The sequence below is a fragment of the Lysobacter sp. genome, assembly GCF_035655815.1.
Classification (GTDB): Bacteria; Pseudomonadota; Gammaproteobacteria; order Xanthomonadales; family Xanthomonadaceae; genus Lysobacter_J.
Map to the genome: position 1 here is coordinate 93,035 of NZ_DASRTS010000007.1, position 15,426 is coordinate 108,460.

The 15,426-nt window shown below is 68.2% G+C and carries 15 protein-coding genes and 1 pseudogene; 10 read left to right on the forward strand and 6 right to left on the reverse strand.

Annotated elements, in window-relative coordinates:
* The first annotated feature begins 5 nt into the window (after window positions 1-5).
* The 4 genes from VFE83_RS01370 to VFE83_RS01385 all read left to right on the forward strand — a co-directional run bounded on the left by VFE83_RS01370 (window position 6) and on the right by VFE83_RS01385 (window position 3,347).
* Complete coding sequence (locus VFE83_RS01370) at window positions 6-773, forward strand: DUF6776 family protein (RefSeq protein ID WP_324903068.1); 768 nt, start codon at window positions 6-8, stop codon at window positions 771-773.
* A gap of 51 nt (window positions 774-824) precedes the next feature.
* Window positions 825-1,202 (forward strand): iron-sulfur cluster insertion protein ErpA, encoded by a 378-nt coding sequence (erpA, locus tag VFE83_RS01375; protein WP_324903069.1) that lies wholly within the window; start codon window positions 825-827, stop codon window positions 1,200-1,202.
* Entirely contained in the window at window positions 1,199-2,140 is a 942-nt protein-coding gene (nudC, locus tag VFE83_RS01380) for an NAD(+) diphosphatase (protein ID WP_414674669.1), read from the forward strand. Before erpA ends, nudC begins: the two co-directional genes overlap by 4 nt.
* A 268-nt stretch (window positions 2,141-2,408) precedes the next feature.
* A complete protein-coding gene (locus VFE83_RS01385; protein WP_324903070.1) occupies window positions 2,409-3,347 on the forward strand; it encodes a hypothetical protein in 939 nt (312 codons plus the stop codon).
* 22 nt (window positions 3,348-3,369) lie between these two features.
* Here the strand turns inward: VFE83_RS01385 and VFE83_RS01390 are convergent, their stop codons facing one another.
* The 3 genes from VFE83_RS01390 to VFE83_RS01400 form a co-directional block, all read right to left on the reverse strand.
* A complete protein-coding gene (locus VFE83_RS01390; protein WP_324903071.1) occupies window positions 3,370-3,822 on the reverse strand; it encodes a DUF2752 domain-containing protein in 453 nt (150 codons plus the stop codon).
* A complete protein-coding gene (locus tag VFE83_RS01395) occupies window positions 3,819-4,169 on the reverse strand; it encodes a CD225/dispanin family protein (protein WP_324903072.1) in 351 nt (116 codons plus the stop codon). Before VFE83_RS01395 ends, VFE83_RS01390 begins: the two co-directional genes overlap by 4 nt.
* Window positions 4,170-4,263: 94 nt before the next feature.
* Window positions 4,264-6,165: an MFS transporter gene (locus VFE83_RS01400; protein ID WP_324903073.1), complete on the reverse strand. Its 1,902-nt coding sequence runs from the start codon at window positions 6,163-6,165 to the stop codon at window positions 4,264-4,266.
* Window positions 6,166-6,918: 753 nt separating this feature from the next.
* Here VFE83_RS01400 and VFE83_RS01405 point away from each other — a divergent pair.
* The 6 genes and pseudogenes from VFE83_RS01405 (at window position 6,919) to VFE83_RS01430 (ending at window position 13,211) form a co-directional block, all read left to right on the forward strand.
* A pseudogene (locus tag VFE83_RS01405) lies at window positions 6,919-7,669 on the forward strand (TSUP family transporter).
* Between the two features lie 225 nt (window positions 7,670-7,894).
* Window positions 7,895-10,081, forward strand: coding sequence for a TonB-dependent siderophore receptor (locus VFE83_RS01410; protein WP_324903086.1), 2,187 nt, complete (start codon window positions 7,895-7,897; stop codon window positions 10,079-10,081).
* The gene (locus VFE83_RS01415; protein WP_324903074.1) at window positions 10,081-11,037 is read left to right on the forward strand and encodes an alpha/beta hydrolase; all 957 of its coding nucleotides are present in this window, start codon (window positions 10,081-10,083) and stop codon (window positions 11,035-11,037) included. Before VFE83_RS01410 ends, VFE83_RS01415 begins: the two co-directional genes overlap by 1 nt.
* On the forward strand, window positions 11,034-11,315 hold the full coding sequence (locus tag VFE83_RS01420) for a hypothetical protein (protein WP_324903075.1): 282 nt from the start codon (window positions 11,034-11,036) through the stop codon (window positions 11,313-11,315). Before VFE83_RS01415 ends, VFE83_RS01420 begins: the two co-directional genes overlap by 4 nt.
* Entirely contained in the window at window positions 11,312-11,611 is a 300-nt protein-coding gene (locus tag VFE83_RS01425; protein WP_324903076.1) for a hypothetical protein, read from the forward strand. Before VFE83_RS01420 ends, VFE83_RS01425 begins: the two co-directional genes overlap by 4 nt.
* Before the next feature lie 10 nt (window positions 11,612-11,621).
* A complete protein-coding gene (locus VFE83_RS01430) occupies window positions 11,622-13,211 on the forward strand; it encodes a PepSY-associated TM helix domain-containing protein (RefSeq protein WP_324903077.1) in 1,590 nt (529 codons plus the stop codon).
* Window positions 13,212-13,286: 75 nt separating this feature from the next.
* Here the strand turns inward: VFE83_RS01430 and VFE83_RS01435 are convergent, their stop codons facing one another.
* From VFE83_RS01435 to VFE83_RS01445, 3 genes are all read right to left on the reverse strand, one after another.
* Window positions 13,287-13,772: a hypothetical protein gene (locus VFE83_RS01435; protein ID WP_324903078.1), complete on the reverse strand. Its 486-nt coding sequence runs from the start codon at window positions 13,770-13,772 to the stop codon at window positions 13,287-13,289.
* Window positions 13,773-14,436: 664 nt separating this feature from the next.
* Window positions 14,437-14,877, reverse strand: a complete 441-nt coding sequence (locus tag VFE83_RS01440; RefSeq protein ID WP_324903079.1) for a hypothetical protein — start codon at window positions 14,875-14,877, stop codon at window positions 14,437-14,439.
* 149 nt (window positions 14,878-15,026) lie between these two features.
* Window positions 15,027-15,426, reverse strand: a 400-nt coding sequence (locus tag VFE83_RS01445; protein ID WP_324903080.1) for a demethoxyubiquinone hydroxylase family protein, incomplete at its 5' end; no start/stop codon positions are given.

The following is a 15,426-nucleotide window of genomic DNA, read 5'->3' on the forward strand; positions in this document are numbered from 1 at the left end:
CTGGCATGAGCAACCCCGGACCCGAGCAGCCTGCCCCTGCGCAGCCTGCCGATGCGCCACAGGCGACACAACGGACCCGTGTGCCCGACCGGACGGCGGTCCTGGCGGCCCTGGTGGCCTTGGCGATGCTCTTCGGCATGTGGGGCGTCTGGCGCGTGCTGTCGCCCGGGCGCGGCGACTCGCGTGCGCAGCCGGAAGACACCCAACCCGGGAACCGTGGCCAGCAGCGCGATCTCGAACAACTGCAGCAGCGCGTGGCGACGCTGACCCGTTCGGACCAGATCAGCCGCGAAGCCAACCGCGATCTGCAGAGCACGCTGGCCGAGCGCGACGAGGAAATCGCCGCCCTGCGCGCCGACGTGGCCTTCTACGAACGCCTGGTCGGCAGCACGGCGCAGCGCCGCGGCCTGACTGTGCATGCGCTCAAGCTGCAGCCGCAGAACAACACCGCCTGGCACTTCACCACCACGCTGACCCAGAACCTCAACCGCGGCGCGGTGAGCACCGGCCAGCTGAACCTGACCATCGAAGGCACGCGCGCCGGCAAGCTGGAGAAACTGGCCTGGACCGACCTGCGCCAGCAGCCCAACGCGCCGGGCGTGCCGTATTCGTTCAAGTACTTCCAGCAGGTCGAAGGCGACGTGTTCCTGCCGGAGGGCTTCACCCCGGTGCGCGTGACGGTGCGCCTAGCGCCGCGTTCGGGCGCGCCGATCGAGCAGTCCTTCACATGGGCGGACGCCACGCGCGACGTGGCGCCGGCCACGGCACCGTAGAGTTCCGCCTCCGCGCTTGAACCGGGCCTCTTCGCCCCCCATCCTTTCCGCATGGAATTGCCCACTCTTTCCGCCGCGACGCCGGATTACCAGTCGCTCGAACGCCCCCTTCAGTTCTCCTCCGCGGCCGCCGCGAAGGTGCGCGAGCTGATCGCCGAGGAGGGCAACCATGCGCTCAAGCTGCGCGTGTACATCCAGGGCGGCGGCTGCTCGGGGTTCCAGTACGGATTCGAGTTCGACGAGCAGCAGGCCGAGGATGACCTGGCCATCCAGACCGATGGCGTCACGCTGCTGGTCGACCCGCTGAGCCTGCAGTACCTGATGGGCGCCGAGGTCGACTACACCGAAAGCCTGCACGGGGCGCAGTTCGTGATCCGCAATCCGAACGCCAAGACCACCTGCGGCTGCGGTTCGTCCTTCGCGGTGTGAGCGACGCGGCGGCGCCATTCGCCTTCGTCGAGGCCGGCATCGATGCGGCCTGCCGCGCAGCGCTGGACCGCGCCGACCGTCTGCGTGACGATCCGGACGCACTGAAGGCGCTGTGGCCTCAGGGCCGCGTGATCCTGCTGGACGACAGCGGCCACGCCTATGCGGACGAGGAAGGCCATCTGCGTGCCCCGTCCGGACACGAGATCAGCGAAGGGCCGGGCGGCGTGGGCGCCGCCGTGTTCCTGGGACTGGACGGGCAGGGCACCGGCTGGTTCGCGCTCGAGGGCTCGTTGACCGCGTTCGTCGCGCCGCGTCGTGTCGACCTGCGCAGTGCCGCCGCGCTGTGGCCTGCATTCGATGCAAGCGTGTTCGCACAGGCGCGCGCGCTGCAGCACTGGCGCAGCCGTCACCGCCATTGCGGCGTGTGCGGCGGCGAAGTGGCGCTGTCGCGCGCGGGCTGGCAGGGCAGGTGCACGCAATGCGGCGTCGAACATTACCCGCGCACCGATCCGGCGGTAATCGTGGCGGTGAGCGACGGCTCGCGCCTGCTGCTGGGCCGCCAGGCGACATGGCCGGCGCGCCGTTACTCGGTGATCGCGGGTTTCGTCGAGCCCGGCGAATCGCTCGAGCAGACCGTCGCCCGTGAAGTGCTGGAGGAAACCGGCGTGCGCGTGCGCCGCTGCCGCTATCTGGCCTCGCAACCGTGGCCGTTCCCCGGCGCGCTGATGCTGGGCTTCAGCGCGGAGGCCGAACCCGACGAACCGCAGACCGGCGACGAACTCGAACACGCGCGCTGGTTCACCGCGGACGACGTGCGCGCCGCCAGCGCGCGTGGCGAATGGGGCAGCAACGCCGATGACGGCGAAGGCCCGGTGCTGTCGCCGAGCATTTCGATCTCGCGCTGGCTGATCGACCAGTGGCTGGCGGCGCAGGGCTGACACACCGCGAACGCCGCACCTGGGCAACCAGGCGTCGCCGAAGTCCTTTCGCTTCTGACGTCATTCCCGCGAAAGCGGGAATCCAACTGGAATCGACGGGAAGGCTTGCCGGGAGTCACCGCGCAGTCGCTCTCAGCACGCACCGCGCGAGCCGTGCGCACGCACTCCCCTGCGCGCGACCCGATCAGCGGATCGCTCCACCGCCATCTTCCGCACTAGAACGGCAGGCTAGAATCGATCCAGCCCTGCTGCCGGAGTCGTCCGCGCAATGTCCGTCACCCTGATCGCCGTTGTCGTCGCACTGGTGCTGGGGCATCTGGCGCAATCGCTGGCTCAGTCGGTGCGCCAGTACGGCTGGTTCGGCGACTGGGCGCGCTGGCTGGGCACGCGTTTCCCGGAAGGTGGCCTCTGGCGCGCCCGGTGGGGTATTGCGATCGCGCTGTTGCCACCATTGCTGGCGGTAGCGCTGTTCCAGTTGGCACTGCGCGACGCATTCTTCGGATTGATGGCGCTGGCGTTCGCGGTAATCGTGTTGTTCTACACCTGGGGCCCGCGCGATCTCGACCTCGACGTCGATGCCGTGGCGGATGCGCCGGACGCGGTCTCGCGCCGCGCCGCCGCCGCACGCCTGTGGCCCGAAGGCGGCATGCCCGCCGTGCTCGACGGCGGCAGCCTGATCGAAGCGGTGTTCCGCAATGCGCAGCATCGCTGGTTTGGCGTGCTGTTCTGGTTCCTGCTGCTGGGACCGGTCGGCGCGCTGTTGTATCGCCTGACCGCAGTGGCTGCCGAGGGCGAAGCCTCCACCGCATTGCCGCCGGAAACACGCGAAGGTGCGCGCACGCTGATGGCCTGGCTCGACTGGCCGGTCGCACAGCTGATGACCCTGTCGGTGGCGCTGGTCGGCAACTTCGACACCGTGCTGGGCGCGTGGCGCGAATCCGGTGGCGCCTCGTTCGATCCGCGCAGGCCGTTCCTCGGCGCAGTCGCGCGTGCCAGCGTGAGGTGCGAGCTGGCCGAAGAGGCGTCCGACTATGCGGACGGCGGCGGTGTCGAAGCAGGCGATGCGGGGCTCATACCGCCGCCGCCGGTGCCGGCGTTTTCCGGCGAGATCCCCGAGCTGCGCGATGCGATGAGCCTGGTGTGGCGCAGCCTGCTGGTGTGGCTGGCGGTGCTGGCGTTGTTCGTGATTGCCGGCTGGGTGAGTTGACCGGCGTGCGTAACGGTTGCGCCTAACCGGGCGCCATCCACGCAAACGGCCACCACGGCAGGTTGCGCAGCACGCCGAACACCAGCAACACGCCGATCCACACCCATCCATCGTGCGCGACGCGGTGCAGCGGCCTGGGCAGCACGCGCCGATCCACCGCCCACTGCCACAGCATCAGGCCGAGCAGCGGCAGCGCGATCACCACTAGCGGATTCATCGCCCAGGCGCGCAGCACGTCGCCATGCGCGAGCGCGTGCAGTGCGCGCGTGATGCCGCAACCCGGGCACCACAGCCCGGTGAACAGATGGAACACGCACGGCGGGAACAGGCTGCCCGCCGCAGTCGGATCGAAGGTGCGCAGGACCCACGCGCCGCCGGCTCCTGCCAGCAGCGCGCCGGCGACCACGGCCGCGCGCAATGCAGGCGCGTGCAGCGCCTGCGTCTGCGACACCGGCAGCGGCCGCGTCGTACTCACTGCTGCAGTTCGCGCGACTGCTCGATCTGCTGCAGCATTTCCTGGTAACGCGCCATGCCGCCGGTGCTGACGAAGTACACCGTCCACAGCAGGCCGAGCGCGCACAGGCCGGTGGTGATCCAGCACCACAGCTTGGCGGTGCCGGACGCACGCTGCGCACCGGCCGTGTCGCCGGCGTTCAACTTGCTGTTGACCTGCGCGGCGAAGACGATGGCGACGATGCCGGGGATGGTGCCGACGATGCAGCAGAAGAACAGCGAGGCGATGGTGATGAGAATCGCCCAGACCAGGTAGTTCGGAATCGATGCGGGCGGCGACTGCGGCGGCAACGGCGGTGGCACGTTCATGACATTCCCCTTGATGCGTGTGGATGACGGCGCTTGGCCGCCGGACGCGGCGGCTCGGCGCCGATGCTAGCAGCGTGGCGCCTCGCGCGGTGTGTCAGGCCGCCGCGCCACGCATCTCGCGCACCCGGGCCTCGAGCATCGGCGCGTCCACCTGCGAGCCGTCCATCGGCGGGTCCACCACCACCTCCACCGGCGCGCGGAAGCGCCGCGGCACGCGCATGCGGCGCATGCGGCCGTCGCGGCGGCTCCACATGCTGCTCCACATGTTGCGCAGCGCCATCGGCACCACCGGCACCACCTGGCCGCGTTCGGCGGCGCGCTCCAGGATGCGCTCCACGCCGGACTTGAACGCCGCGATCTCGCCATCCTTGGTGAGCGCGCCTTCCGGGAAGATGCCGACCAGTTCGCCTTCGGCCAGCGCGGCATCGATTTCGTCGAATGCGCGCTGCATCAATGCGGGATCCTCCTTGGCGCCGGCAATCGGGATGGCCTTGGCGGTACGGAAGATCCAGCTCATCACCGGGATGTTGAAGATTCTGTAATACATGACGAAGCGGACCGGCCGCGGAATGCTGGCCGACAGGATCAGCGCGTCCATGTAGCTGACGTGGTTGCACACGATCAGCGCCGCACCTTCGTCGGGCACGTTCTGCTCCACGCCGTGCAGGCGGAGCCGGTACAGCGCGCGCACCAGCAACCAGCTGAGGAAGCGCATCAGGAACTCGGGCACGATCGTGAATATCCAGATCGCAACGAGCGCATTGGCGATGGCCAAGGCCAGGAATACCTGCGGGATCGTCCAGCCGAGGAAACGCTGCACCACGATGCCCAGCACCGCCGCCAGCACGATGAAGCCGGCGTTCTGGATGTTCATCCCCGCAATCACGCGCGACAGTTCGTTGCGCGGCGTGCGGCTCTGGATCAGCGCGAACAGCGGCACGATGAAGAAGCCGGCGAACAGGCCGATGCCGACCAGGTCCATCACGATGCGCCAGCTGCCCGGCTGCTGCAGGAACGCCGACACGTCCAGCCCCGTTGCCGGCGCCGCGCCGCTGCGCGCGAAGTACAGGTCCAGCAGGAAGGCCGTCATGCCGAACGCACCCAGCGGGACCAGGCCGATTTCCACCGTGCGCGCCGACAGCTTCTCGCACAGGATCGAACCCAGTCCCGTACCCACCGAGAACAGCGCGAGCGCGAAGATGTAGAGCGTCTCGCTGCCGCCCAGGTTCACCTCGGCGTAGGTCGGCAGTTGCGACGTGAGTACCGTGCCGACGAACCAGAACCACGACACGCCCAGCACTGAATTGCGCACGGCCAGTTGCCGCCGGGCCAGGCGCATCACGGCGACGGATTCGGGAATCGGGTTCCAGTTGATCCTGAGGTCCGGCGCGCCGGCATCGGCTTTGGGGATGAAGCGACTGACGATGTTGCCTGTCGTCGCCAGCAGGATGATCGCGGTGGCGGCAACGACCGGTCCATGATCGCCGGCGAGCTTGAAGATCAGTCCGCCGAAGATCATGCCCACCAGGATCGAGATGGACGTGCCCATTTCCACCAGTCCGTTGCCGCCGGTGAGTTCCTCCGGCTTGAGCACCGACGGCAGGATCGAATACTTCACCGGGCCGAACAACGTCGACTGCACGCCGGTGCAGAACAACGCCACCAGCAGCACCGTCATGTTCTGCATCACGAAGCCGACCGCGGCCAGCGTCATGATCACGATCTCCATCGTGGTGGTGATGCGGATCAGCAGCGACTTCTCCAGCTTCTCCGCGATCTGTCCGGCCGTGGCCGAGAACAGGAAGTAGGGCAGGATGAACAGCGCCGGCGCGATGTTGGTGTACAGCGTGCGCTGCTCCGGCGACACGCCCAGCCAGAACAGCAGGCCGATGATCGCCTGCCGATACACGTTGTCGTTGAAGGCGCCCAGGCACTGGGTGACGAAGAACGGCAGGAAACGCCGCTGCCGCAGGAGATCGAACTGACTGTAGGCCATGCGCCAGGGCGGTCCGGGAGAATTCGCGCGAGCCTAGCAAATGGTCATGGAAAGGAAAGCGGCAGGGCCAGCCGGGTTGCTTCGGCACGTCGCTCGCGCTCGATTGATCGCCGTTTCACCGCCAGCAAGCTGGCTCCTACATCGGAGATGCGGGGCATCGTCTAAACCGCACCCGGGGACATGCCATCCCCCAGCCGTCATTCCCGCGAAAGCGGGAATCCATCTTCCAGCACCGTCAGGCCGTTCGCGCCGCGTGCGTTCGAGGTCGAGCCGTAGGAGCGAGCTTGCTCGCGACCCTTTACCGACGCGTCGATCCACGTCACGTCGCCAGCAAGCTGGCTCCTACATCGCATGTGCCAAGCATCGACCAAGCCGCACGCAAACGCATGCCACCCTCAGCCGTCATTCCCGCGAAGGCGGGAATCCATCTTCCAGTGCCGTCAAGCCGTCCGCGCCACGTGTGCGCGAGGTAGGGCCGTGAGAGCGAGCTTGCTCACGACGACACAGCCTCACCTCCATCCACTATCGCGTCGCCAGCAAGCTGGCTCCTACATCGCGAGCGCGGTGCACCGCTCCGGGGACGCCATCGCGTGTGTCTCCGTCAATTCGTTCCTGCAGTCCACGCGGACATACGAAACCGCCACGCCCAGCTCTACCCCACGCCGCCACAACCCCTTACGCTTGCGCGCTCTTCCGCCCGCACCGGCCACAAGGAACACGATGGAATTCGCCACCGAGGTCATTGTCCTGCTCATGGTCGTGGCGTTCGTGGCGGGACTCATCGATGCGCTGGCCGGCGGCGGCGGGCTGCTCACCATTCCGGCGCTGATGGCCGCGGGCATTCCGCCCGTGCACGCCATCGCCACCAACAAGCTGCAGAGCACCTTCGGCACGGCCAGCGCCGTGGTGGCCTTCGCGCAAGGGCCGCATCGACTTCCACCGGTTCCGCTGGCCCGCGCTCGGGGCCTTCATCGGGTCCGCGCTGGGCGCGTGGACGCTGCAGCGGTTGGATCCGGCCTTCCTGTCCGCCCTGATCCCGGTGTTGCTGGTGCTGATGGCGGTGTACTTCCTGCTGGCGCCCAAGGCCAGCGAGGAGGACCGGCACAGCCGACTCGGCAAGACCGCGCTGCTGCTCATCGTGTCGGGCATCGGCTTCTACGACGGATTCTTCGGTCCGGGCACCGGCTCGTTCCTCGCCACGGCACTGGTCGCGCTGTTCGGCATGGGGCTGGTGTCGGCGACCGCGCACACCAAGTTCCTCAACCTGGCCAGCAACGTGGCCGCGCTGCTAGCCCTGATCGTCGGCGGCAAGGTGCTGTGGACGCTGGGCCTGCTGATGGCGCTGTCGAGCATCCTCGGCGGACAGGTCGGCGCACACCTGGCCATGCGCGTGGGCGGCAAGGTCATCCGCCCGCTGCTGGTCACCATGTCGCTGCTGCTCACTGCGCGGCTGCTGTCCGATCCGGAAAACCCGCTGACGGCGTTCGTCCTGCGCTCCATCTGATTGCCGCGCATGCGTCGCGCAAGCGACTGATCGAATCGGCAGCGCACTTTGCCGATCGCCGCCGCAAGCGGGTTTCGACTTGATCCCGGTCAAATGGGAATGATTCCCATCTGGTAGACTTCTTCCCGTCAGCCGCTGCGCAAAGCAGTCAGCCAAATCTCTTCATCGCTGGCGGGTTCCGTGTTCCCCAACTCCCTCCGCGGCCATTCGCGCCGCCGCTTGACCGTGTCCCTTGCTCTGGCCCTGGCGCTTCCGCCGGCCGCATTCGCCCAGTCCGTACCGGTGGAATCGCCCGATGGCGCCTTCGCCGATGCCACCACGCTGGACACCGTGCAGGTCAACGCGTACCGCACCACCACGCACACGCAGGGCGCGACGAAGACCGACACGCAGATCGCCGAGACGCCGCAGTCGGTGTCGGTGATCGCGCGCGAGGAACTCGACGCACGCGGCGTGCAGAACCTCAACGAAGCCATGCGCTACGTCGCCGGCGTCTCGCTGGAGAGCACCGGCATCGACAACCGCGTCGACGACTTCCGCATCCGCGGTTACGACGCCGGCAGCTGGAGCAACAACGTCACGCTGGACGGCATGCGCGCGCCGCAGGGCGGCCAGTGGAACCGCACCATGTTCGACAGCTGGAACCTGGAGCGCGTGGAAGTGCTCAAGGGTCCGTCGGCGGTGATGTACGGCCAGGTCGCTCCGGGCGGCTTGGTCAATCAGGTCAGCAAGACGCCCACGCCGGGGCAGGAGCAGATCGTGCGCCTGGGCCTGGACGCACACGGCCAGTACAGCGCCGCGTTCGACGTGGGTACCGGCACCGGTGACGACGCCCACCTGGTGCGCCTGGTCGGCCTGTACCGCGACGGCGACACGCAGATCGACCACACGCAGCAGGAGCACTGGTTCCTCGCGCCCAGCTACACCTGGCAGATGGGCGAGCGCACGCGCCTGACGCTGCTGGGCCTGTACCAGCGCGACGACGGCGGGTCGACATACCAGTTCCTGCCGATGGACGGCACGCTGCGGCCCACGCAGTACGGCCGCATGAAGAACACCACCTTCATCGGCGAGCCCGACTGGAACACCTTCGACCGCACCGTGTGGACCGCCGGCTGGCTGTTCGAACACGGCTTCAACGCCGACTGGACGCTCAGCCAGAGCGGGCGCCGCACGCACGTCGATTCGCTGTACCAGACGGTCGTCACCAGCGGCGCACTCAATGCCGACGGCCGCACGCAGAACCGCCGCGCCACCTGGGGCGAGGGCGACTCCGACGGCGACACGCTCGACACGCGCGTGCAGGGCCACTTCACCACCGGCGCGCTCGAGCACACGCTGCTGTTCGGCGTGGACTGGCAGAAGGCCGACTGGGAAGCCGGCCGCGGTGCCATGACCAACCCGGCGCCCATCGACATCTTCAACCCGGTCTACACCGGCTACGTACCGGTCACGCGCACGGTCGGCCTGTCGCGCGGGGTCAACGAACAGACCGGCGCGTACCTGCAGGACCAGATCGCCTGGGGCAACTGGCGCTTCCTGCTGGGCGGCCGTTACGACTGGACCGACGACGACACCGCCACCGCGACGCATACCGTGGCCACCGGCGCCACCACGCCGTGGGTGCGTACGCACCTGAAGAACGAGGCGTTCACCGGCCGCGCCGGCGTGCTGTACGCCAGCGACAGCGGCTGGTCGCCGTACGTCAGCTACGCCGAGTCGTTCCAGCCCTCGACCACCGACGTCAACCAGAGCTACACGCGCACGCCGTTCGATCCCATCACCGGCAAGCAGTGGGAAACCGGCGTGAAGTACGAGCCCACCGCCGTCGACGGGCTGGTCACCTTCGCCGCCTACGACCTGCGCCAGCAGAACATCCTCACAGACGATCCCGACCCCACCCACGACACCTGCGGTGCCACAGGCGCCAGCCAGTGCCAGGTGCAGAGCGGCGAAGGCCGCGTGCGCGGCCTGGAGGTCGAAGGCCGCATCACCCCGCTCACCGGCTTCAGCGTGATCGGCGCGGCCACGTGGATGGATTCGGAAGTCACGCGCGGCGCCGCGGCGGTGCAGGGCAAGCAGCTGGCGATGGTGCCGGACTACACCGCGTCGCTGTGGGCCGACTACACCTTCCAGGGCGGCGCGCTGGCGGGGCTCGGTATCGCCGCAGGCGTGCGCTACAACGGCGAGAGCTACGGCGACAGCTCCAACCTCTATCTGATCCCGTCGTACACGCTGTTCGACGCCGCGCTGCGCTACGACCTGGGCGAGATCGGTGCAGGCGCCGCGCAGCTCGCGCTCAACGTCAGCAACCTCACCGACAAGACCTACGTGTCCACCTGCGGCGGCGTGTCCTCGTGCTACTTCGGCTCGGGACGCACCATCACCGCCACGTTGCGGTTCGCCTGGTGATGCGCACCGCACTCGTGTGGCTTGCGCTCGCCCTGGCCTGGCTGTCCCCGCCCGCCGTCGCCCAGCCGGACCTGTCGCGCCGCGCCGTCAATACCGTGGCGGACACCGGCGCGCCGGGCTACCGGTTCGAGCAGTTCCGCCTGTCGTCGGCCGACGGACAGCGCCAGTACCGCGTGCGCGTGGCGTTGCCCACGCGCGAGGCGCCGGCGCAGGGATTCCCGGTGGCGTACCTGCTGGACGGCAACGCGGCGCTGATGGAAACCGACGCCGCGCTGCTGGCCCGCCTGGCCGACGCGCCGCGTCCGCCGGTGATCGCCTACATCGCGTACGACAACGACCTGCGCATCGATCCCGACAAGCGTGCGTTCGACTACACGCCGCGCCGGCCCGGTGGCGACGACGGGCAACGCGACGCAGCGGGCGGGCGCCGCAATGGCGGCGCGGACGCCTTCCTCGCGCTGGTCGAAGGCCACATCGCACCGCGCGTGGAAGCAATGGCCAGGATCGATCCATCCACGCGCGCGCTGTGGGGACATTCGTACGGTGGCGTGTTCGTGCTGCACGCACTGTTCGCGCGGCCGCAGGCGTTCGACGTCTACGCCGCGGCCGATCCCTCGCTGTGGTGGGGCAACGGCCGCCTGCTGCAGGAAGAAGTGGCGATGACGCTCGACGTCGCGCAGCGTCCGCGCGTGCAGTTGTGGGTGGGCGAGGGCGCGCCGCGCGACGATGCGCGCAAGCCGCCGCCCGGACGCGATCCCGCCGACGTGCAGGCGATGCGCGATGCGCGGCGCAGCGTGCCGCCGGATGCGACCGCTCGCATGGCCGATCGGCTGCGCGAACGCGGCCTGCCAGTGACGTTCACGACCCTGCCGGGTCTGTCGCACGGGCAGACGCTCGGCGCGAGCCTGCCGCCGTTGCTCGAAGACCTGTCCGGCCTGACGGAGACACATCGATGACCGTGCTGGCGCTCGTCGCCTCTGCCGTGCTCGCCATCGTGGGCGCGATGCTCATGTACCTGGTGTCGCCGCAACAGCAATGGCGCCCACGCGGTCCCTGGCCCGAGCGCGGGGGTGTGTGGCCGGGATCGCTGTGCGCGCTGCTTTCGCTGGCGCTGCTGTGGCCGCACATGGGCGCGGCCGCCGCGGTGGCGACGTGGCTGACGCTGCTGATGCTGGTGTGGACGGTCGCGCCGTTTCTGGGCGCGTGGCGCGCGCGCACCAGGCGCGCCGCATGAGCGCGCGTCCACGCCTGGAAAGCCGGCACTGGTTCGGCAAGAGCATGGCCGGCCTGATCCTGGGCGCCGGCCTGTCGCTGGCGTTGAGCGGATGGTTCGCCTGGCTCGGGCCGGGCGGCATCGACGCGGGCGCCGGCAAGATCCAGTTCAACATGTGGCTGATCGCGCCGCTGTGGTGCGGCGTGCTGTCGTTCGTGTTCCTGTTCCGCGACAGCCTGCGCGCATGGCTGTGGCTGGGCGCGGCGAACATCGTGGCGTTCGCAGTGCTGTGGCTGGCCCGCAGCGCGATGTCGTGAGAAGCGCGCCATGAAGATCCGCAGCGACATCGTCAGGGTCTACAAGGACGTCCACATCTGGGTGGGCATCGTCGCCGGGCTGATGCTGTTCGTCGCCTTCTACGGCGGCGCCATCACCATGTTCGAAAAGCCGCTGGAACGCTGGGCCACGCCGCCGTCTTCGCTGGCTGCGCCACCACCGCTGGAACGCGCGCCCGAGCTGGTGCAGGCCGTGCTGGCCGCGCATCCTGAAGCGCGCCAGCACTATCTGGTGATGGTGGAAACCGCGCCCGACGCTCCCGCGCGCGTGCTGTGGCGCGTGCGTGGCGAAACCCGGCGCCAGTTCACCGAGTACGCCGCCAGTTTCGGGCCGGATGGCGAGTTGCAGGTGGAGAAGGTGCGCAAGACGCCGGTGGCGCAGCTCGTCGACACGCTGCACCAGCACGTCGGCCTGCCGTTTCCGGAAGTGGTCTCGCGCAATGTCATGGGCGTGGTCGCGCTGCTGTACGCGGTGGCGCTGGTGTCGGGCGTGATCGTGCTGCTGCCCACGCTGGTCAAGGACCTGCTCGCGCTGCGCATCGGCAAGAACATCAAGCGCATGTGGCTGGACGTGCACAACGCGCTGGGCATCGTCAGCCTGCCGTTCCACCTGGTGATGGCGCTGACCTGCGTGATCTTCGCCTTCCACGATCCGATCTACGACGTGCAGGACAAGGCCGTGTATCCCAACGGCATCCAGTGGGGCGAGGAGGCACACGCGCCGCCACCGCCGCCGGGCACGCAGCCGCTGCCCGCGACCGAACTGCTGCGCCGGGTCAACGAGCAACTGCCCGGCTTCCACGTGTACGGCTTCAGCTTCGAGGAGCACGAAGGCCGGCTGGAAGGTCACGTCACCGGCCTGGACATCCGTTACGGCACGCGTGCACGCACGTACTCCACCACGCACCTGGACCCGTACACCGGGCAGGTGGACCCGCACGACCTGCCGGGTCACATGGACGCCTGGGATACGTCCGTCAATGCGTTCTTCATGCTCCACTTCGGCAGCTTCGGCGGCAACACGGTGCGGTGGATGTACCTGCTGCTGGGCCTGGCCGGCGCGATGCTGTTCTACACCGGCAACCTGCTGTGGGTGGAATCGCGGCGCAGGAAGGAACGCGGCAGCGCCGTGCCCGTGGCGCAGAAACGCTCGACCCGCGTGATGGCCAACCTCACCGTGGGCGTGTCGCTGGGTTGCGTGGCGGGCATGTCCGCGACGATTGCCGCCGCCAAGTGGCTGCCCGCGCGGGTGGACAACCTGGCCGCGTGGCACGAAGGCCTCTACTTCGCCGTGTTTGCCGCTGCCGTGGCATGGGCGTTCGCACGCGGCGCCGCGCGCAGTGCCGGCGAACTGCTGTGGGTCTGCGCCGCGCTGACGCTGGCCATTCCGCTTTCCAGCCTGGCGGGCGTGTGGGGCCTCGGCGGCACATGGAACCACGCCGGCGCCGGCTGGGTGATCGACCTCAGCGCTCTGGCGGCGGTGCCGGTGTTCCTGTTGATCGCACGCCACAGCCGCAGGCGGCTGCAACATGGCCACGCGGACAGCGTGTGGTCGGGCCAGCTGGCAGCGCAGGCGCAATAGCGACGCCTGCACGCCGCGCGATCAAGTACAGGCATGGAGCTCGAAAGAGAAAGCCCCGCATCGCGGGGCCTTCGGTCATGCATCCGGCGTGGTCTTCGCCGGATCCTTTGGTGACGCCGGCGCCCGTTCGAAGCGCCGGCCCAGCAGCTTGCGCAGCTCCTGCACGCCCTCGCCGCGGCCCACCGCCTTGAGCACCGCGTAACCCTCCAGTGCGGACACCATCACGTCGCTGCCCACCGCCATCTGCGCGTTGCGCAGTTGCTCCAGCAGGCGGGTCAGCTTGACCACGCGTGCATCGATCGCATCGCGCTCGGCCAGGTCGCGCTTCATCTCGCCCAGATCGAACCCGCGCGGCATCAGCGACAGGTTTTCCTCCATCACCTCCAGCGCCTTGCGGCAGAACGCCTCCGACCCGTCGCCCATCTTCACCATCACCTTCTTGGTGGTCGGCGTCACGCCCACCAGCAGCGGCTGCAGCACCGACTGTGCCTTGCCGATCAGCGAGTCCAGCTCGTGCCACTGCTCCTGCGTGAGGTGGTTCGCCACAAGGTTCTGACCCATTGCCTTACTCCTTCAAGGATTGCTTGCGAAACCGGCCGATCGCCGGCCCGCGCAAGCTAAGCCACGCGCGCGCTGCGGCCGAGGCGAATGATTCGCAGTGGATGGGGCACGGGACGCAGGACCGAGGGCGTCGCGACGGGTTCGCGCAAGCACGCGGACGGGTTCGAGCGGGCACGTCGGTGGGTTCGAGAGGGCACCGGGATGGGTTCGAGCGGGCATCTTGGTGGGTCCGCGAGGCACACGGATGGGTTCGAGTAGGCACCTGCGCGGGTTCGCGAGGGCACACGGATGGGGTCGAGCGGGCATCTTGGTGGGTCCGCGAGGGCACTTCGGTGGGTTCGCGAGGGCATCAGGGTGGGTTTGAGCAGGCACCCCGATTGGTTCGCGAGGGGATCCGGATGGGTCCGCGCAGGCACTTCGGTGGGTTCGCGAGGGCAGCCGGATGGGTTCGCGCAGGCGCGTCCGTGGGGTCGCGAGGCCAGCAGGATGGGTTCGCGCAGGCACCCTGATGGGTGCGCAAGGGCATCCGAATGGGTGCGCGCAGGCACCTAGTGGGTTTGCGAGAGCACCCGGGTGGCTCGTACCGGATTTACCCCAGCCAATGTCTGCTATCGGCCAAAAGCGGACATGCGGGCCCAGGTCCGGCAGGCGCCGTCCGCCTCAGCTAATGGGCGAGCGGGAAGAGATAAAGATCGGCCGCACCGAGCGTGCCCTGATGCGTGCACCACGCATTGTTCGGCGCGCACTGGACGACCTTGGGTTGCCGCGCGACGAGCACGGCCCATCGAGTCGATTCGGAGAACGGAAACGAAAGGCTCACGGTTCCTCGTGGTTTCACGACCTCGAACACGTGTTCGTGAGTCGTGCCACAGGTCGACTCCCACTTGAGGGTGTCCTGACCGCACAACAGGATGTAGTGCCGCCGACCTTCTTGAAATGGGTCGATGCGGTACTTGAGCTTGACGCTGATGGGCGTCCCGTAAGCAACGCTGCTTCCTCTGCCGGGCGTCACCGACGTCACGTAGAGGTTCGGATCGATCCCCCACAGGTGCTCAGGAACGAAAACCGCGCATCCCGAGAGGAGTGCGGCCATGCCGAGTGCCATGACTCGAAGCCGCTTCGGCCTGACGGAAGTGCTGAGCCCCATACTCATGTCCCCGATCCCCCGTCGGAAGCTCACATTAGCACCCACGCGTGCCTTGGCCCGCGCCCCGATGTCCACTATCGGCCAGAAGCGGACGTTGGCAGCGCGGCCTAAAGTTTCATGCCGAGCCAGATCACAGACTCGGTCGCTGCCGAAACGAGCGGTTCAAGAACCCGGCGAAGCCGACTGTTCTCACTGACATGTGACGCAGCCTGGTCGTGATGCCCGCGTTCCTCGGCGACGATGGACGATATCGCCGACACGGCAGGCTCATCCACGCCTTGAAGCTCGACGAGTTGCCTCTCCAAGTGGCGAAGAACGACGCTTTCAACCGCAACCGTGGTTGCCGAAATGCCGGAGCGTCCTAGCAGGCCAGTCAGCAATCCAAGGACGAGACCGCCAAAACCGCATAGCCAATAGCTCTTGCAGCGAGCCCTTCCCCTTCTTTCCAGCTCTGCCCTGAAGACTTCTCTGTGCCCACGTTCGTGCGAGCGAAACTCCTCAAGCTTC